This is a genomic window from Marinimicrobium sp. ARAG 43.8 (assembly GCF_050113635.1).
Lineage (GTDB): Bacteria > Pseudomonadota > Gammaproteobacteria > Pseudomonadales > Cellvibrionaceae > Marinimicrobium.
Genome location: NZ_JBNJLT010000006.1, coordinates 207952 through 226669 on the forward strand (window position 1 = coordinate 207952; position 18718 = coordinate 226669).

At 53.9% G+C, this 18718-nt stretch carries 24 protein-coding genes; 1 reads left to right on the plus strand and 23 read right to left on the minus strand.

Features of this window, described 5'->3' with window-relative positions:
* Positions 1-23: 23 nt before the first annotated feature.
* From rlmN to trmJ, 12 genes are all read right to left on the minus strand, one after another.
* Complete coding sequence (gene rlmN, locus ACQCLF_RS13085) at positions 24-1241, minus strand: 23S rRNA (adenine(2503)-C(2))-methyltransferase RlmN (RefSeq protein ID WP_426987976.1); 1218 nt, start codon at positions 1239-1241, stop codon at positions 24-26.
* 60 nt (positions 1242-1301) lie between these two features.
* A complete protein-coding gene (gene ndk / locus ACQCLF_RS13090) occupies positions 1302-1727 on the minus strand; it encodes a nucleoside-diphosphate kinase (protein WP_426987978.1) in 426 nt (141 codons plus the stop codon).
* 133 nt (positions 1728-1860) lie between these two features.
* Positions 1861-2298 carry a SufE family protein gene (locus ACQCLF_RS13095; protein ID WP_426987980.1) on the minus strand — a complete coding sequence of 146 codons (438 nt, stop codon included), beginning with the start codon at positions 2296-2298 and terminating at the stop codon, positions 1861-1863.
* A gap of 15 nt (positions 2299-2313) precedes the next feature.
* Positions 2314-2850 carry a putative Fe-S cluster assembly protein SufT gene (sufT, locus tag ACQCLF_RS13100; protein WP_426987982.1) on the minus strand — a complete coding sequence of 179 codons (537 nt, stop codon included), beginning with the start codon at positions 2848-2850 and terminating at the stop codon, positions 2314-2316.
* A 7-nt stretch (positions 2851-2857) separates the two neighbouring features.
* Positions 2858-3217, minus strand: coding sequence for a HesB/IscA family protein (locus ACQCLF_RS13105; protein WP_426987984.1), 360 nt, complete (start codon positions 3215-3217; stop codon positions 2858-2860).
* A gap of 34 nt (positions 3218-3251) precedes the next feature.
* A complete protein-coding gene (locus ACQCLF_RS13110; RefSeq protein ID WP_426987986.1) occupies positions 3252-4505 on the minus strand; it encodes an aminotransferase class V-fold PLP-dependent enzyme in 1254 nt (417 codons plus the stop codon).
* Positions 4506-4512: 7 nt separating this feature from the next.
* Entirely contained in the window at positions 4513-5826 is a 1314-nt protein-coding gene (sufD, locus tag ACQCLF_RS13115) for a Fe-S cluster assembly protein SufD (RefSeq protein WP_426987988.1), read from the minus strand.
* A gap of 2 nt (positions 5827-5828) precedes the next feature.
* Entirely contained in the window at positions 5829-6578 is a 750-nt protein-coding gene (sufC, locus tag ACQCLF_RS13120) for a Fe-S cluster assembly ATPase SufC (RefSeq protein WP_426987990.1), read from the minus strand.
* A 57-nt stretch (positions 6579-6635) separates the two neighbouring features.
* On the minus strand, positions 6636-8075 hold the full coding sequence (sufB, locus tag ACQCLF_RS13125; protein WP_426987991.1) for a Fe-S cluster assembly protein SufB: 1440 nt from the start codon (positions 8073-8075) through the stop codon (positions 6636-6638).
* A 109-nt stretch (positions 8076-8184) separates the two neighbouring features.
* A complete protein-coding gene (locus ACQCLF_RS13130; RefSeq protein ID WP_426987993.1) occupies positions 8185-9378 on the minus strand; it encodes an IscS subfamily cysteine desulfurase in 1194 nt (397 codons plus the stop codon).
* A gap of 28 nt (positions 9379-9406) precedes the next feature.
* Complete coding sequence (gene iscR / locus ACQCLF_RS13135) at positions 9407-9883, minus strand: Fe-S cluster assembly transcriptional regulator IscR (RefSeq protein ID WP_426987995.1); 477 nt, start codon at positions 9881-9883, stop codon at positions 9407-9409.
* A gap of 104 nt (positions 9884-9987) precedes the next feature.
* Complete coding sequence (gene trmJ, locus ACQCLF_RS13140; RefSeq protein ID WP_426987997.1) at positions 9988-10797, minus strand: tRNA (cytosine(32)/uridine(32)-2'-O)-methyltransferase TrmJ; 810 nt, start codon at positions 10795-10797, stop codon at positions 9988-9990.
* Positions 10798-10984: 187 nt separating this feature from the next.
* On the opposite strand from trmJ, the gene ACQCLF_RS13145 reads away from it, so the two are divergent.
* Complete coding sequence (locus ACQCLF_RS13145; protein ID WP_426987999.1) at positions 10985-11788, plus strand: inositol monophosphatase family protein; 804 nt, start codon at positions 10985-10987, stop codon at positions 11786-11788.
* A 16-nt stretch (positions 11789-11804) separates the two neighbouring features.
* Here the strand turns inward: ACQCLF_RS13145 and ACQCLF_RS13150 are convergent, their stop codons facing one another.
* The 11 genes from ACQCLF_RS13150 to ACQCLF_RS13200 form a co-directional block, all read right to left on the minus strand.
* Positions 11805-12314 (minus strand): hypothetical protein, encoded by a 510-nt coding sequence (locus ACQCLF_RS13150; protein ID WP_426988001.1) that lies wholly within the window; start codon positions 12312-12314, stop codon positions 11805-11807.
* Positions 12315-12326: 12 nt separating this feature from the next.
* Positions 12327-12794, minus strand: a complete 468-nt coding sequence (locus ACQCLF_RS13155) for a 2TM domain-containing protein (protein WP_426988003.1) — start codon at positions 12792-12794, stop codon at positions 12327-12329.
* 211 nt (positions 12795-13005) lie between these two features.
* Positions 13006-13470 (minus strand): GNAT family N-acetyltransferase, encoded by a 465-nt coding sequence (locus tag ACQCLF_RS13160; RefSeq protein WP_426988005.1) that lies wholly within the window; start codon positions 13468-13470, stop codon positions 13006-13008.
* A 20-nt stretch (positions 13471-13490) separates the two neighbouring features.
* Positions 13491-14252: a class I SAM-dependent methyltransferase gene (locus tag ACQCLF_RS13165; RefSeq protein WP_426988007.1), complete on the minus strand. Its 762-nt coding sequence runs from the start codon at positions 14250-14252 to the stop codon at positions 13491-13493.
* The gene (locus ACQCLF_RS13170; RefSeq protein ID WP_426988009.1) at positions 14242-14529 is read right to left on the minus strand and encodes a hypothetical protein; all 288 of its coding nucleotides are present in this window, start codon (positions 14527-14529) and stop codon (positions 14242-14244) included. The genes ACQCLF_RS13165 and ACQCLF_RS13170 overlap by 11 nt, the downstream gene beginning before the upstream one ends.
* Positions 14530-14679: 150 nt before the next feature.
* On the minus strand, positions 14680-15174 hold the full coding sequence (locus tag ACQCLF_RS13175) for an N-acetyltransferase family protein (protein ID WP_426988011.1): 495 nt from the start codon (positions 15172-15174) through the stop codon (positions 14680-14682).
* Between the two features lie 207 nt (positions 15175-15381).
* The gene (locus ACQCLF_RS13180) at positions 15382-16167 is read right to left on the minus strand and encodes an aminoglycoside adenylyltransferase family protein (protein ID WP_426988013.1); all 786 of its coding nucleotides are present in this window, start codon (positions 16165-16167) and stop codon (positions 15382-15384) included.
* 220 nt (positions 16168-16387) lie between these two features.
* Positions 16388-16720 carry a quaternary ammonium compound efflux SMR transporter SugE gene (gene sugE / locus ACQCLF_RS13185; RefSeq protein WP_426988015.1) on the minus strand — a complete coding sequence of 111 codons (333 nt, stop codon included), beginning with the start codon at positions 16718-16720 and terminating at the stop codon, positions 16388-16390.
* 89 nt (positions 16721-16809) lie between these two features.
* The gene (locus ACQCLF_RS13190) at positions 16810-17010 is read right to left on the minus strand and encodes a hypothetical protein (RefSeq protein WP_426988016.1); all 201 of its coding nucleotides are present in this window, start codon (positions 17008-17010) and stop codon (positions 16810-16812) included.
* Between the two features lie 16 nt (positions 17011-17026).
* Positions 17027-17419: a hypothetical protein gene (locus tag ACQCLF_RS13195; RefSeq protein ID WP_426988018.1), complete on the minus strand. Its 393-nt coding sequence runs from the start codon at positions 17417-17419 to the stop codon at positions 17027-17029.
* Positions 17420-18011: 592 nt separating this feature from the next.
* Entirely contained in the window at positions 18012-18620 is a 609-nt protein-coding gene (locus ACQCLF_RS13200) for a hypothetical protein (protein ID WP_426988020.1), read from the minus strand.
* Between the last annotated feature and the right edge of the window lie 98 nt (positions 18621-18718).

Consider the following 18718-nt stretch of genomic DNA (forward strand, 5'->3'; position numbering starts at 1 on the left):
CCCGCCTCTCGGTCTGCGCACAGTCAGGGTGACGGTGCGATGATTTTCACAGTTTGCAGTTCATCGGGCCGATGGTCGGCGTTCTCTCCCTCGGCTCTTTCCCCAAAACGGGACCGATATCGCTCACTGCGACGGGTGATGTCATTGACTGTGCCCGCCAGCTGCCCGCAAGCCGCATCGATGTCGTCACCCCGGGTGGTACGAATGGTCGTGATATAACCCGCTTCCATCAAAATGGTCTGGAAGCGGCGCATGGCATTGTTGCTCACCCGCTTGTAATTCGACAACTTGAAGGGGTTGAACGGTATCAGATTGATCTTGACCGGCACATCTTTCAGCAGCTCTGCCAGCTGGTGCGCATGCTCCGGGCGATCATTAACGTGGTCAATCAGGGTGTACTCAATGGTAATACGCCGATGGGTATCCGGCAGCCCGTCGATATAGCGCTTGGCCGAGTCGAGCAGCACCGCGATCGGGTATTTTTTATTGATGGGAACCAGCTCATTGCGCAGCTCATCGTTGGGCGCGTGCAGGGAGATGGCCAGGCAGGCATCGGTGTATTGTCCGAGGCGGTCCAGCGCCGGGACGACGCCGGAGGTGCTGAGCGTGACGCGCCGCTTGGAGATACCGTAAGCGTTATCATCCATCATCAGGTTCATGGAATCGACGACGTTGTCGAAGTTAAGCAGTGGCTCACCCATGCCCATCATGACCACGTTCGTGACTTTGCGCGGCCCGTTGGGGCTGAGCTGGTTAAACGATTTGGCGGCAATCCAGACCTGGCCGATAATTTCAGCGGCGGTCAGGTCGCGGTTAAAGCCCTGCTTGCCCGTGGCGCAAAAGCTGCAATCCAGCGAACACCCCACCTGGGACGACACACACAGGGTGCCCCGCTCCCCTTCCGGGATAAATACGGTTTCCACCACACTGCCGCCGCTGACACGGATCAGAAACTTGCGAGTGCCGTCGCGGGAATCGAGTTGCTGAATCACCTCGGGTGCGCGAATGTCCGCGTGAGCCTTGAGCTTTTCCCGCAGCACTTTGCTGATATTGGTCATCTCGTCGAAGTTTTCCGCACCGCGCTGATGAATCCACTTCAACACCTGGGTAGCGCGAAAGCGCTTCTCACCCAGCGTCTCGAAAAAAGCCACCAGTTTTGACTCGGGCAAGCCGAGCAAATTAACGCGCGCCGCTTGTTCAGCGGGAGGCGTATCGGTGGTGGTAGCGGTGGCAGCAGTCATGACGTTGAACCTGTGGGTCTGTGTTCCGACAAACGGTTTGCGGCGCGAGTCTCAGGCGACCTAGCGGGCAAAAATTTCATCGGCTTCAAAAAAATAAGCAATCTCGCGCTCGGCGGAGGTTGGCGAGTCAGAGCCGTGGACGGCGTTAATCGACACGCTTTCGGCAAAATCGGCCCGCAATGTACCCGGCGCGGCGTCCGCCGGATTAGTCGCGCCCATCAACTCGCGGTTGCGGGCAATGGCGTTCTCACCCGCCAGCACCTGTACGCAGACGGGTCCGGAGGTCATAAATTCTACCAGTCCGTCGAAAAACGGCTTGCCTTTGTGCTCGGCGTAAAAGCCCTCGGCTTTTTCGGACGACAGTGTGATCATCTTAAGTGCCACGATCTTGAGGCCAGCTTGCTCAAAACGGCTCTCAATTTCGCCGATCAGGTTTTTCCGTACCGCGTCCGGCTTGATGATCGAGAGGGTTTGTTGCTCTGGCATTGCTCACTCCACGGGTCAAATCACAGATTGAATTTCGTTGTTGTTGGACTCCGCCATACGCGGAGAAATGCGGGAATTATACGCGGGTTGCGGCTATAAACCACCCCAACCTCATCAGCCCTGTTGCCGGGTTTCAGCTCCGACGGGCAATTTCCTGGATGCGGGCCACCATGGCGCGCAAACCATTGCCTCGGGTAACGCTCAAGTGCTTTAGCAGGTTGAGTTCGTGAAAATAGCCTTCAATATCAAACGCCAGCACGTCTTCGGGCGTTTTGCCATTATAGGCGGCCAGAACCACACCGAGCAGCCCGCGCACGATAAAGGCATCGCTGTCGGCATCAAAGTACAGTCGCCCGCCTTCCTCGCGGTGGACAAGCCACACTTGGCTTTGACAGCCCCGCACCAGATTCTCTTCGATTTGCTGGGCCGACTCCAGGGCAGGCACCTCTTTGCCCAGATCGATAATGTACTTGTAACGATCCTCCCAGGTATCAAAAAAACCGAGGGTTTCTACAATATCGTCGGCGGTGATCTCGGTGCCAAATTTCGAGTTGGGCGTCAATTCAGGCATGGGCTCTATACTTCCTCAGAAAAACAGGCCGGTTTCAAGCTGGGCTTCTTCGCTCATCATTTCCCGGCTCCAGGGCGGATCAAATACCAGATCGACCACCACGTCACGGACATTCGGCACTTTGGCCACCCGACGCTCTACATCGCCGACCAGAACCGGCCCCATACCGCAGCCGGGGGCGGTCAGGGTCATGGAGACATCAACCCGACCGGTGCCTTGCTCGATATTCAGGCGGTATATGAGCCCAAGATTAACCAGATCCACCGGAATCTCGGGATCATAGACCGTTCCCAGCGCTTCCCATACCTGATCCTCGCAAATGCCATCGCCTGCCGGTTCGGGAAAGTCCAGCACCTGGGGTTCCAACCCCAGAGCGGCGGCATCAGTGCCATCGACCCTCACCATCTGGCCGTGATAGGTCAACGTGTAGTTACCACCCAGCGACTGGGTAATGGTAACGAACGTATCCTGGGGAATGGTTAGCGGGGTGCCATCGGGCACTCGGCGGGCCGGGCAGTCCGCCTGAGTCACCACCATGCGTCGTTCAGTCATCGGCCGGTCAGTTCACGCTAAAGCTTTCACCGCAGCCACAGTAATCCTGGGCATTGGGGTTAATGAATTTAAGCTGGCGATTGACGCCTTCCAGCACGTAATCAATTTCGGTGCCGGTGACGACCGACAGGCTTTCCGGGTCTATATAGAGGGCGACATCGTCCGACAAGGCATAGTACACATCACCGGGCCGTCCATCCTCAACCAGATCAACAACGTACATAAAGCCGGTACAGCCACTTTCTTTCACACTCAAGCGCACGGCCCGGGATTTCTCCTCTTTGGCCAACTGGCGACGAAAGTGCTCCACGGCCGCTGGCGTGACCACCACGGCCTGGCGAGTGGGATCATAAGACTCTACTGCCATCTCACTCTGCTCCTGTGTTAAATGGAAAACGGGCTCAACCGAAAAACTGCCGGGCTTTTTCCAGCGCCTCGAACAGCCGATCCACCTCTTCGAAGGTGTTGTAAAAACTGATGCTGGCACGCACTGTGCCGGGAATACCATACTGCGCCATAATGGGCTGGGCGCAATGATGGCCGGTGCGCACCGCAATCCCCTGCTGGTCCAGCAGAAAACCGAGATCATTTGGGTGGGTGCCTTCTACCAAAAAGCTGAGCACACTCACACGCTCGGCCGCTGTACCCACCAGGGTGATGCCCTCGGAGGCCTTTGCCTTTTCCTCGGCGTAGGCCAGCAACGCTTTTTCGTGAGCCATGGCCGCATCGCGGTCCAGCCCGTTCAGGTAATCAATGGCAGCCGCCAAGCCAATGGCACCCGCAATATCTGGCGTACCCGCTTCAAATTTGTAAGGCAACGCGCCGTAGGTCGTTCCCTGGAAGCTCACCGCTTCGATCATTTCCCCACCGCCCTGATAGGGAGGCATTGCCTCCAGCCATTCGCGCTTGCCGTACAAGACACCAATGCCGGTGGGACCAAACAGTTTGTGTGCGGAGAACGCATAAAAATCGCAATCGAGCGCCTGCACATCCACCGGCCAGTGACTGACCGCCTGGGCACCGTCGATCAGCGTCAATGCACCTGCCGCTTTGGCCAGCTCGACGATCTCTCTGACCGGATTGACTGTGCCCAAGGCGTTGGACACATGCCCGACGGAAACCATCCGGACGTGCCCCTCGGCCAGCAGCGCTTGCAGCGCCACCAGATCCAGTGTTCCGGTTGCATCGACCGGAATGGCTTCAACGCGCGCGCCGGTATCCTGGGCCACCATCTGCCAAGGCACGATATTGGAGTGATGCTCCATGGCAGAGACCAGCACCCGGTCACCGGGTTGCAACTGGCTGCGCCCCCAGCTCTGGGCCACCAGGTTAATTCCTTCCGTGGTGCCCCTCGTCCACAGGATCTGCTCGCGGGCCGGCGCGTTCAGGAACGTCGCGACCGTGTCGCGCGCGCCTTCAAATTTTCGCGTGGCCCGATCAGCCAAGGCGTGGGCACCGCGATGCACATTACTGTTGTCGTGCAGGTAGTAGTGGCTGATCGCATCGATCACCGCTTGCGGCTTCTGCGTCGTGGCGGCGTTGTCCAGGTACACCAGCGGATGCCCGTTCACCTGCTCTTGCAGAATGGGGAAGTCCCGACGCACGGCGTCCACATCGAAGTGGCGAGTGGTGTCTGTACTTTCCGCTTTATTCATAAAAAACTCACTGCTCGAGCTGTACATGCTTCAACAGCGTTTCATCCACGCTGAACAGTTTGGCCAACCGCGCGCCCAAATAGTCCCGAACGGACGGCTCGGCCACTTCTTGCAACAACTCGTTAATGAAACCAAAACTCAACATGACCTGCGCTTCGTCGCGACCAATGCCGCGCGACTGCAGGTAGTAAAGCGCGGTTTTGTTCAGCTGACTGACCGTTGCACCGTGCGCACATTTAACATCGTCGGCGTAGATTTCCAGCTCCGGCTTGGTATCCACTTCCGCCTTGGGCGAGGTCAGCAGGTTTTTGTTGCTCAGCTCCGCCAGGGTTTTCTGTGCGTCCTGGTGAATGTGAATCCGGCCATTGAATACCGCGTGGGCCGAATCACTGATAATGCCGCGAAATACTTCGTTCGTGGTGCAGTGCGGTACGCAGTGCTGCACATTGGTGTGGTAGTCCACAAACTGGTTGTTGCGCGGTAAATATATACCCTGCAAATCCAGGTGCGCCCCTTCACCGCGATGATTCACCTGGTAATCAATGCGCTTGAGCCGACTGCCCTGGGCAATGGTAAACCCGCGCAACTGCGCGCTGCGTGCCAGATTGGCGTGAACACCCCCGACGTGCAGCAAATGCTCTTCTTCCAGATTGATGCGGTAATGATGCAAGTGCGCATTGTCGCCAAGGCTGACTTCCGTCAGGCTGTTGACGAAGCCATCCTGGGTTTCATCGGTGGACACAAAATGTTCCAGCACGCTGGCTTGCGCCCCGGTACCCAACACCGCCAGAACACGCTGGTTCGCGGTGGCCGGTGTGCCGGTCGGTGTGGACACATGCACGATGTACAACGGCTTGCGCAACACGGCGTTGGCCGGCACGTGAAGCAGTACGCCCTCTTCCGACGCCCAGGCATTACTCAACGCGGCAAACAAATGCTGCTCGCTGTCGACGATCTGCCCCAGATGCTCGGCAATGACCGCTTGCTGTTCGGCATTCGCGTTGCCAAAGCGCACGATCTCGGGGGGCAATTCCGCACTGGAGGCTTCGGCATCAAAGTGGCCATTGACGAACACCAGGCGAGTGGCGTCCAACTCCAGAAACTCAATTTGATTCTGCCAGTCGGCGGTGTGGCCCGCCCATTCCTGGAAGCCGCTGCGTTGCAGCGGGGCCAGGGGCGTGTATTTCCAGTGTTCGGTTTTACGGGTCGGCCAGGGCGTTTTCAGCCATTGCCGCGCGCCGGTCGTCCGCACGTCCGCCAGCCACTCCGGCGTGTCCTGCTGCCCCGCCAACTGAAGCGCCTGCTGCTGAAAATCACTCATGCTCAGGCCACCCCCTCTTCGAGCCAGCTGTAACCTTTGGCTTCCAGCTCATGGGCCAGTTCCTTGCCGCCGGATTTAACAATTCGTCCACCGGCCAGGACATGTACCTTGTCCGGCACGATGTAGTTCAACAGGCGCTGGTAGTGAGTCACCACCAGAAAGCTGCGGTCTTCCGCACGCATGGCGTTGACCCCATTGGCCACCACTTGCAGGGCGTCGATATCGAGGCCCGAGTCAGTCTCGTCGAGAATGCATAGCTTCGGTTTGAGCAGCATCATTTGCAGAATCTCATTCCGCTTTTTTTCACCGCCGGAGAAACCTTCGTTCACACCGCGTTTGAGAAACGAGGGGTCGAGGTCTACCGCCTTGCAAGTTTCCCGGGCCAACTTCAGGAAGTCCACCGAGGAAATGGCCTCTTCGCCAAGGTGTTCACGGTGCGCGTCCACAGCCGCTTTCAGAAATTCCATATTGCTGACGCCCGGAATCTCCACCGGGTATTGAAAGGCCAGAAACAACCCTTCGCGCGCACGCTCCTCAGGCTCCTGATCAAACAGATCCTTGCCGAGAAAATTTACGCTGCCGCCGGTGACTTCGTAGCCTTCACGGCCGGTCAGCACATTGCCGAGGGTACTTTTCCCAGAGCCGTTGGGGCCCATGATGGCGTGCACTTCGCCCGGCTTGATGTCCAGATTCAGGCCTTTGAGGATTTCTTTCTCTTCCACGCTGGCACGCAGGTCTTTAATGGTCAGCATAATCTCGGTTTCCAATCTCTTTAAAAACGCATGTTCGGTTTTGTATCAGTGGATGCCTTACCCAACAGAGCCTTCCAGGCTCACCTCCAGCAGTTTGCCGGCCTCCACGGCGAACTCCATGGGCAACTCCTTGAACACTTCGCGGCAGAAGCCGTTCACGATCATGGAGACGGCCTTTTCCGGGTCCAGACCGCGCTGTTGGCACAGGAACATCTGGTCCTCGCTCACTTTGGAGGTGGTGGCTTCGTGCTCGATCACCGCCGTCGGGTTTTTGCTTTCGATGTACGGGAAGGTGTGAGCACCGCAGCGATCACCGATGAGCAGCGAATCACATTGGGTGTAGTTGCGCGCGCCCTCGGCACCGGGGTTCATACGCACCAGCCCGCGATAGGCATTGGAGCTGCGCCCGGCGGAAATTCCCTTGGAAATAATCGTGGACCGGGTGTTTTTGCCGATGTGGATCATCTTCGTGCCGGTGTCGGCCTGCTGGAAATTGTTGGTCAACGCCACCGAGTAAAACTCGCCGACGCTGTTGTCACCCCGCAAAATGCAGCTCGGGTATTTCCAGGTAATGGCTGAACCGGTTTCCACCTGCGTCCAGGAAATCTTGGCACTGGTATGGCAAACGCCGCGTTTGGTCACAAAGTTGTAGATTCCTCCCTTGCCGTTCTCATCACCGGGGTACCAGTTCTGCACGGTGGAGTATTTGATTTCGGCATTGTCGAGCGCTACCAGTTCCACGACAGCCGCGTGCAGCTGATTTTCATCGCGCATGGGCGCAGTGCAGCCTTCGAGGTAGCTCACATAAGCGCCCTCTTCCGCCACGATCAACGTGCGCTCGAACTGTCCGGTATTCTGCTCATTGATCCGGAAGTAGGTCGACAACTCCATGGGGCAGCGCACCCCTTTCGGGATGTACACAAAAGAGCCGTCGGAAAACACCGCCGAATTCAGCGCCGCGTAGTAGTTGTCTTTTTGCGGCACCACGGTACCAAGGTATTTTTTTATCAGCTCCGGGTACTCATGGACTGCTTCACTGATGGAACAGAAGATAACGCCGGCTTCTTTGAGCTTTTCCCGGAAGGTGGTCACCACAGACACCGAGTCGAACACCATGTCCACGGCGACGCCCGCGAGCATTTCCTGCTCGTGCACGGGGATGCCCAGCTTTTCGTAGGTGCGCAGCAGCTCGGGGTCGACTTCGTCCAGGCTTTTGGGGCGGTTTTCCATGCTTTTCGGCGCGGAAAAGTAGGACAGCGCCTGGAAGTCCACCGGTGGATAATCCACGTGTGCCCAGTTGGGCTCTTCCATTTTTTCCCAGGCGCGAAACGCCTGCAGGCGCCAGTCGAGCATCCACTCGGGCTCGCCCTTTTTGGCGGAAATAAAGCGCACCACGTCTTCGTTCAAGCCCGGCGGCAACGTGTCGGTATCCACCAGTGTGTGGAAGCCGGCGGCGTATTCGCGCTTGATCAGCTTTTCAACTTGCTCTTCAGCCATTTAATCACCTCTGCCTCCGTTACCGGAGTGAGTTCGCTAAAAACGGTTCATGAATTCTTTCAGTCAGCGCTCTGCGGCGCCTTTAATGTAACTGATTAACTGCTTTCGCTCAGGCGCGCTTGCGCTGTAACTGGGGCACAATGTCGCGAATGTGCTGTACCACAAAATCCACCTCTTCCCGGGACGTCCACCGTCCGAGACTGATCCGCAGTGACGATTGCGCCAGCTCATCACTCAGGCCCACGGCCCGCAGCACATAACTCGGTTCCAGGCTGGCCGATGTACACGCCGAGCCGGTCGCTACAGCCATCTTGCGAAGAGACAACAGCAGCATTTCCCCATCGCACCCACCAAACGCCACGTTCAAATGGCCGCAGGCGGTACTGTCCAGCTCGCTGTTGAGCTGCACGCCGGGCAAATGCCGAATGCCCTCCCAAAGCCGGTCGCGCAGAGCCGCGATGGCCACCGGATCGCTGTCCAGCCTTGCCACCGCCAGCGCCGAGGCTTCGCCCATGCCCACGCACTGGTGCGTCGGCAATGTACCGGAGCGCATACCGCGTTCGTGACCGCCGCCGTGCATCTGTGCGGCAATACGTACGTCGGGATGGCGACGCACGTACAGCGCGCCAATGCCCTTGGGGCCGTACATTTTGTGCGCCGACAGGGACAAGAGGTCCACACACTGGTCGCCGACCGCGATGGGCAACTTGCCCGCACTTTGCGCGGCGTCCACATGAAACAGGATGCCGCGTTCCCGGCACACGGCACCCAGTGCCGCAATATCATTGACGCTGCCCAACTCATTGTTGACATGCATCACGCTCACCAAAAAGGTGTCGTCACGCAGTGCGTCCCGAAGCGCTTCCGGTGAAACGCGTCCCTGCCGATCGGTCGCCAGGCGAGTCACGGCGACGCCCTGCGCCTCCAGCCACTCGGCCGGGTCCAACACTGCTTTGTGCTCAATGGCCGACACGACAATATGCCCACCATTCGGAAACTGCTCGCCTGAGCGACTCCGCCACGCCTCCCAGGCTCCCTTCAATGCGAGGTTATCGGCTTCGGTGGCACCGCTGGTCCACACGATTTCGCGCGGGTCCGCCCCGACCAGGTCAGCCACTTGCTGCCTGGCATTTTCCACCGCTTCTTCCGCCTGCCAGCCGTACAGGTGGGAGCGGGACGCCGGGTTGGCAAAATTACCCTCCCGGGTCAGACACGCCGCCATACGCTCAGCCACCACCGGATCCACCGGCGTGGTGGCCGCGTAATCAAGATACACGGGCGAGCGAATTGCGCTGTCTGTCATCGACGTAGTCGCCTCCGGTCGGTCTGAATTACACTTGCGTGCAAGCAATCTGTTCGGCGCTGATGCGCTGGTGATCGTCCTGGCGCGCACGAACCGCCTGGATGTCCCGGCGCGCCACCAGGTCCGCCAGGGAAATTTCGTTCAGGAAGTGGTGAATCTGGGAACTGAGGTCTTCCCATAAATGGTGCGTCAGGCAGACCTCGCCGTGCTGGCAATCGCCCTTGCCTTCGCAGCGGGTGGCGTCAAGCGATTCGCTGACCGCATCCACCACCTGCGCAACAGAAATGCCTTCCAGTGGCTCGGCCAGCCGATAACCTCCACCCGGCCCGCGCACACTGGACACCAGTTTCTGGCGCCGAAGTTTGGCAAACAGCTGCTCCAGATACGACAGGGAAATGCCCTGTCGCTGGGAGATGTCCGCCAGGCTGACCGGTCCCTGTTCACTGTGCAGAGCCAGATCCAGCATTGCGGTGACCGCGTAGCGACCTTTGGTGGTAAGTCTCATGCCTGGATTCGCCTATCGTTGCCGAGGGTGCTCGCGCCGCCCCATACTCAGTACCAGAACCCGGACTTGCCAGGCCCCTTCCTATAACCAAGTATTTTACTCAACTATTCCTCATTATCCAAGCGCTTTTCCCCGCCGGACGCCGCCTCCAGCGTTTTTAGCTTCTGATCCGTGTGGTAAATGTAGTTCTGCGTGGCCGTCAACACGCCCCTCAGGATGCTCAACTCCATTTCGTCCGGACGGATGCGGTGGTACAGGCGACGCAGGCGCGTCATGGTCTGGCGAGGGTTGTCCGGCGTCAGGAAGCCCAGGGTTTCCAGCGTCTCCTGCAGGTGCTCGAAATAACGCTCCAGCGCCTCGCTCTTAGCGGGCGGCATATCCCACTCGGTGCGCCCCAGCGGACCACCCTCCTGAGCCGACAGCGACGCCATGCGCAGCTCATAGCAAAGCACCTGGACAGCGGTGGCCAGATTCAGGGAGCTGTACTCCGGATTGGCGGGAATATGCACGTGATACTGGCACTTGTGCAGCTCTTCATTGGTAAGCCCACGGTCTTCACGGCCAAACAGCAAGGCAATGTCGTGCTCTCCCGCCTCTTGCCAGCACCGCTCACCACACTGACGCGGATCGACCAGCGGCCAGGGGATACGGCGCTCGCGAGCGCTCGTGCCGACGACCAGCCCACAGCCCTCAATCGCCTCCTCCACGGATTCCACCACTACGGCCTTATCCAGCACGTCCAGGGCGCCAGCGGCGCGCCACAGCGCTTTCTCCGAGGGAAATTCCTTGGGCTCCACCAGATACAGGCGGGAGAGCCCCATGTTTTTCATGGCCCGCGCCGCGCCGCCGATATTGCCGGGGTGCGAGGTGTTCACCAGCACAATGCGAATATTGTCGAAGGGGTTGGCGCTCATAAAAGCCTCTCGAAAACAGGGGTGCCCAAATAAAGGCGCGCATTCTAGCACGAACGCACCTCGCCAGAGGCCCGAATCCACCGCGCTCAACGCTGGCGGGGGCCGACGCTTGCCGTTATACTGTGCGGCCTTCGCGAGGCTCGCCCTCGCCCCGTTCTTTCCCACTGCTCAAAAGACTGATTGCCCTATGGAACCCATGCTGAATATGGCCTTGCGCGCGGCGCGCAAAGCCGGTGAACTGATTGAACGCGCCTATGGGCGCCCCGACACCGTGAAGGTGGAAACCAAGCGCCCCAACGACTTCGTCACCGAGGTGGATCGCGGTGCCGAACAGGCGATCATTCAAGTGTTGCGCAAAGCCTATCCCGACCACAGTTTCCGGGGTGAGGAAAGCGGCACAACCCAAGGGAACAATCCCGATTACGTCTGGGTCATCGACCCTCTCGACGGCACAACCAACTTTGTCCACGGCATGCCCCACTTTTCTGTTTCCATCGCCTGCTTTTATAAAGGCCAGGTGGAACACGCCGTGGTGCTGGACCCGATCAAACGGGAAGAATTCACGGCCAGCCGTGGCCGCGGTGCGGCGCTCAACGGTCGCCGCATTCGCGTTTCCTCGCGCCGTGGGCTGGAAGGCGCCCTGCTCGGCACCGGGATTCCATTCGACGGACCGGCTTACGCCAAGATTCAGCCGTTCCTGACCTGTGTGGCCGAGCTGGCCGGTCAGACCTCGGGCATTCGCCGCGCTGGCTCAGCCGCACTGGACCTGGCCTATGTGGCCGCTGGCCGTTATGACGCTTTCTGGGAAATGCACCTGAATGAGTGGGATTTCGCCGCTGGCGTGCTGTTGGTGAAGGAAGCCGGCGGCCTGGTGAGTGATTTCCGTGGCGGTAAGGCGTATATGGAAACGGGCCATATTGTGTGTGGTACACCGAAGGTGTTTAAACCGGTGCTTCAGGTGATTGAGAAGCATCTGGGGCATGTGAAGTAAGTATCGTGGCCGGGGCTCAGCTCCGGCCGGTTTCGTTTTCTATGACGGGTTCTAAGTGACGGATGTTATTGATCTGGTATATCACCACGGCGGCCACGAGTAACCCGACGGCGACATAGCTCCAGTGAGCAGGCAGCTGCCAATAGGCCGTTGCAAATCCAGCAACGATACCCAGAACAATAAAAAACAATAGATTCAGGGCTACACCAAACCGCCCCAGACGGGACTTTCTTTGCGGAAAAATCAGCCTTTGCCTCTGGCAATCCTTGCCGTTTTTGGCCAGCGTACAAACCACCGGGCCATTTAGCAGACTCTCAATATACAGTGTTATCGAGTAGTCATTCTCACCAATGCGGAACGTCTTCGATGACTGTTTAGAGAGGTTTGTCTGGGACAGAACCATCTCGCCATTAACAAATACTTTTTCACGCCCGGACAACGCACTGAACCAGGCCTCAATAACCCGCCCTTCATCCTCAAACCGAAACGCGTAGCCCTTTACCAGGCTGAATGTCTTGTTACTCATATAAAGTCGCACCTATAACTTCTTCCCGAGTCTCTTCTCGATCTGCTTTCTTTCCCAGTTGGGCATGAAGAAGTCAAAAATCTCAAATACGCTCAAACCATGAGAAATTACCCCCACTCCCCAACCGAATGCAACCCACTTGGCCCAGACAAATTCGGGAGACACTGTGAAATTAAATACAAAAAGCCCGCTAATCACCACAATATAGATCAGCAAATGTGAGTAAAAACCTTTTAAATCTCTCACATACTCAATAACTCTTCTCTCTTCGTCAAAGCATTCTTGATCTGTGGTCATGGCTACCTCCTTTTCCAGATCAACGACTTGAACGTCAAATACAGCAGCCAAGGACTTCAACGACTCAAGGCCCGCCTTCTGCCCACGCTCAATACGCTGGATAGTGCGAACGCTCAGCCCACTGAGTTGAGCCAGCTGATCCTGAGACCAGCCTCTTTGAAGCCTTAACTTTCTTACCATCATTTACACATATCCTTTAGCTGCTCGCGAGAAGACACTATGGGCCAACATCTGTGTCAATCGCCACGACTTATTGGTGACAGAAACATGACATATCTTAAAAATCAATTAGTTAGGGTACATACAATCCAGGCACTACAATATAAACGCATCCACACTCACGACCATTTAGCTATTTCGGCACGCTCCAGCGCCTAGAACTTTAGACGTTTGATCACCGAATTATTATGAACAGGACAAACGTTTTTTTCATTTCATAAAAATTCTCGTCCTGCCCGTCGATTCGGTATCCAAGTTTCTGATAGAACGAGATGGCTCTTTTATTAACTTTAAACGTTGAAAGAGTGACTTTAGCGTCGAGACCAGCCGAACGTTCCAACTTCTCCATGATTTGGCTTCCCAAGCCTGCCCCCTGGAAAGATTTATACAACAGAAACAAAGACAAATGCAGGGCCACTTCAAGTTTACTAAAACAAGCCAACCCAATACGGCGTCCACTTCCGTCATTCAGCCAAAACAGCGTTTCTAAAGAATAGGATGATCGGAAACGGTCTCTCTGAAACGCCTCGTCCCATCCGAATGTTTGATCAATAAATCCAAACAGGCACTGCTTGTACAGATCATAAGCGTCATCGACTTCATAAGGATGCACACCCTTAAAGCTGATTTCATCTTTCATTTTTAACTTTGTCCAGCCAGTTAGACAGCCTCTCCTCTACTGCTCAAGTAAAAATCAATGACAAAGCAGTCCGACTCATTTAGCTTCAGTATTTTCCCATCAAATTCGGATCTCACCGAGCCCGGGTCACTGAGCTCTTTCACATTAACGTAGCTCCAAACAAGATTGGCCAGAAGCTCCCTCTCCACATGCCTCTCGTTCCGTACAACCTCCATCTCACAATTAGAGAACAGGTTTTGTGCTTCAAAATCACGAAATCCTTGTTCAAAAAGCGCGAGTTCTTCATGGGTGCCTCTGGGTATGTAAAAATCGGGAAGTACCTGCCCAATGGTTGCATCAATAGCGGCGTACACCTGCTCAGAAAACCGAGGTTGATGCCATACTGCCACCAGCTTTCCACCGGGCTTCAAGCATTGTCTTATTTTCGAATACGCTACGTGCTTCCGAACCCAGTGAAGTGCGCTCGCGGAGAAAACCAGGTCATATTCTCTGTCTGGTTTAAACTCTTCAAACGTCTCATTAATAACAGTTACATTTTTGTTCGACGAGAACTTCTCTCTGAGACGCCGACAAAAATTAGAGCCAGGCTCCACGCAGTCAATGCGGCTGGAGACTTTCAGCAAGCCCACAGTAGCCTGACCTGAGCCACTACCAATCTCCAACGTAACACCTGGATTAATATTCTCAAAAAATTTTTCCGGGTAACTTGGCCTAGCGTGATCATAAGCCCCGGCCACCAAATCGAAACCTTCAGCTCCCGAAAGGTTTTCATTAAAGTACATAAGAATTACTCATTGTTGTAACGGCAAGCACAGATGAGAAAACCACTAAAAATGCGATATTACGCGCCAGATTACGAAATTTCTCTGGATTATAACGGTACTTTGTACGCTGCCGTGCCAAACCAAAAAGGATCGCAGACAAACCAATGAATGATACGACCAAATACTTTCCGGGAGTAAAAAGAGAATAAATTCCCACACTAGCTATAGCTATCGAAAGGGAGCCCCAGAACATCGCCAAATATTTATTTTCTCTGAGGGAACAGGTCAAATCCATTACTCCTTCTAATATCTTTATCTATCACTACATACACCTATCAACCAACACCGCTGTAATCACATAGGATTATCGAGTGGATCTGCACAACAACAATCAATATCAGCTGAGAGCATCCGCACAGAAACCTGGCTGCGATCAGCAGAATTGTTAATCACTACGGCGCACCATGCAAATTATATCTATATAGTCAGACTCAACTCGAACAGCCTCCCTTTTTATGCCCTCCACTGCAAAACCCGTTTCACGGTATAGCTCTATAGCTGGAAAATTGTTTGAAAAAACCTCAAGCTCTATGCGTTTTAATCGGTTTTTCTCGGACCATACAAACAACTCATCCAGCAGGGAACGACCAACACCCTGACGACGAAACTCATTCAAAACTGACATGCCAAAACTGGCGCAGTGCGACCTCTGTGAATTTTTATCTACACTTGCGTCTAACATTCCGATTATTTGACCGCAATCATTTACAGCAACGAGTAACAATTTATTTGGGTTAAAGTGGCTCCTTATAAAGTCAACCACTTTCTCCAAAGAGGGTGGCTCCGTTTTAGCATATAAAACTGGAAGGTTCTCGCAAACAACCTTCTGTAGATACCTCTCAAGATATTCCTCATCATCTAAGCAGGCTTTCCTTATCATGATTTGAAGCACTTTTCCTTCCCACCGTTAAAGTTTTACGAAAATGGTAAAAATATCGAAAACAGATTCAGGATAATGACTTAACACAGCGTCGATGATTTTTCATCACTATAGAGGTTCATAGAGAAAAACCTTTCAAGTTGCTAACGCCCAAAGCTCAGGAAAACTCTCAGCGCAGCGGAAAATAAGTACCTGCGCCAAAGATTGTCAAGACACTTCTGACGCATCCAAGCACTCCTCGATCGAGCTTTTCATATAGGAAACAAGTGCTTCAAAACCTTCCTGTTTACCCCAGCGGTCCTCAATCAGCCCCAGATAACCTTCCCGCGCATACTTCAGTAGCACTCCGTAATGAGGAGGTGCCTGCTTTTCCGTCCATTTCGCAGCCGCATCTTTTGGAGCAATATCGCCGGTCGCAGCGGTCAGCCACATACGTGACAGGGTCAGAACGACATTGCGTTCATCTCCCGCCGTATCAGCCAGAAGATTGGGCAAAGAATCACGGATGGCCCTGCGGATATCAGTCATTGGCACCAGATCGAAGACCTTTTCTGCATGGCTTCCACACAACGGCAAGCTGTTATCGATCACTTTTTTCAGAACAATGGCAAGATCAGGATCGCAGACTGGTCCTGGAACGCTTCCAGCTTCGAATTCCTCTCGCAACCATTCACCGTAGACAAACTCAGCCCGAGGAGGAAACTTCCAAGGTATGACATCAGAAACCGTTATCACAGTTAACTCTAGTGGCCTGATGGCTTGTGGATTTCCAATCTTTCCGGATACGCTCATTAACTGAAATACCAAGACCTTCCTTTTCTCAAAGGTCGGCGATTCCGAGACTGCGACCAAAATATCTACATCGCTGTCGCGCTTCAAACCACCAACGACGGCAGAGCCGAAGAGATAAATACCGATAACAGATTCACCAAGCACGCCTTCAACGACTGACTGTGCCTGTTTCGCTTCATCGGGTATTTCTATATTTTCCATATACTTCGGGATCTCCTCTCGCTCAAGCGGCAAACTCACAGGGGAACCGCAGGACGATTTCTGTGCAACGAATTGCCATTTGGTGTTTTCGAAGCTTTTAAGCCCTAATATCCACTCAGACACAGGACTTCAAATTAATTGAACAGTGAGTTGCTGTCCGTGAAAGTGATATAAGATCAGTGGCCGTAAGGCGCCGATAGGCACGTACTGGTGCGTTTGGTTATGCAAGGTTGGAGCCCGAGCCCATAATTTTTAACCCCACGATCCCAGCAATGATAAGGCCTATACAAGCAATTCGTTTCAAATCTGCGACTTCGTTAAACCAAATAATACCGACAACAGCAACGCCAACAGCCCCGATACCAGTCCAGACGGCGTAAGCATTGCCGAGGGGTATGGTTTTCAAAGCGTATGACAGACAGCCAAAACTTATCCACATAGCCGCAATAGTAAATACCGAAGGCCAAAGCTTAGTGAAACCGTCGGTATACTTAAGGCCAACGGCCCATACAATTTCAAAAAGCCCGGCCACTACTAAAAACGCCCATCCCATACAATTCTCCTTAGAGTGCATAATGCCCGTAACATAAGCCGGAGCGCCCAGCGTGCGGAGGTCCATTTGCACGAACATGATTATGATTGTTATGTGCTCTGATCACTTTCGGTTCCGTCATTTTTGACCTTGCAGATATGCACCGAAATTAGCGCTAATCCAGAACCTATAGCGCCAACGCTAACTCCCATGAAATAACCACCATCGAAAGTAAGGCTCAGTATTCCAAAAAGAACGCCATTACAAAGAAGTACAATTCCTAAAATCATAAACACTTTTGAATTTTTCATTCACGACCTCTCCGTTTTAGTTGATCCATGGGTTTACATAAACGCTAAGCTTTGGGGCGGCTGAAGCAACGCGTAAGCCGTCCCAGCCACGGACGTGGCGACAACAGAGCCTTGTATGAGTTTCACCCCCAGGCTTACCGAGATACCCCGCCGCTTCAAAATAATAACTGGATGCTTCTTGGATAGTGGAGAATGACTTGGTGTTACTTTTTGCTCCTCGATCCTGATTGTAGCAAGCATAACCATAAGTAGCTTTTACGAGATAAAAGCCATCAAATGTATTTGGCTCGAAATAGTGCCAGCCATCACCAGTAAACTCGTCAAAAACTTCATCAGTGGTAAACAGCTCTAGAACCCTGCTTTCGTCACCAGCTAATTTTTCTTCGATAAGTTTACCGATAGTTGGCATAGCTATTACTCATAACGTTGCCGTCATCCGGGCCAGAAGTGGCGCGTCAGCGACGCTTCTGGCCTCCGGTGCACGGCTTTGTTAAACATAGCTACTCCCGATAGTCCTGTGCTTATTCAACTACTTACATACAATTTTTACTGGCACACCTAGAGCTGTCGCCCTATATATGCCGACCCCCAAGGAGTTATTTACGACCTTTCCTTGATGGCCAGAAAATCCGCCGTATACGTTAAATCGGTAGCCTAATATAGCGTTGTACCCGTTACGCAAAGCTTTTTCGTATATAGTTTTTCTCAGGGAATTTTCATCTATTTCGTTCAAATACGAATGCCTATCATCGACATATTGGTTGTACGTTCCTACTGTGCTGAATGCGTACATAGACTCTGTTGATACAACCTTACACCTGTCGACAGGATAGCTGTCTGTGGTATAGAAGCCGAGAAAGCCATCAGCATTTACTATAGAGGAGAAGAACATTAGAACTAAAACTATGCGTTTCATAATACCTCTTGAAATTTAACGCCCGCCATAAACGGCCGAGTGAAACGAGGTCCGGCGACCGAAGGGAGCGTATTTAATGGCTTGGTTATACGTTCTTCTCACAACACCACCTTAATGCACCTTCAAGACTTGACGTATTAGTCTTCTGTAGTATTTCGTTTTCATACTCTTTCATCAGTGGAGTTGAAATACCTTGCCTTTTTACCGAAAGAAGGTAGCTGATACCATCTTTCCCGGCTTTCCCAGCTTTTTCCTTCGCGCTTTTGATTGCAAGATCAGCCAACTTAGCGGCACTTCGATCTGTGATATTGGCGCCAAGCTTCGTATAGATTACAACGTCGATTCCCGTGAAATTATCCAGCTTCTCCACCACCATTCTGTTTGGGTTTGGCTCGACTGGAGGTGTGTAATGCCTATTGGTAGTTTCGTTTCTTGTCTCTCTCCGCCACAACAAGTCTTGCGCCTTCTCTAAGCTGACAGCGGCATCCAAGATAAGGATTGTGGCATGTACGGAACTTCCACCGCTTTCGACAGGAACGACTGTGGGCGCGCCATCGCGCGTAGAGCTAGACCGAGCAAATTCTATCGAGAATGGAGTTTCGACCTTTTCTTTCCGTTCGCTAATAAGCGGCTTAATTTCCGTGCCTGGATCTTCGATTAAAGATCCGTAGGCGAGAATCCCAACTCTATTCATATGTGCGCCTCTTGACACGTATAACGCCGCGATAAACGGTGGTTTTTAAGTTGCACTTTTGCCACAAAATGGAGCGAAGCGGAATGGCAAAAGAGCAA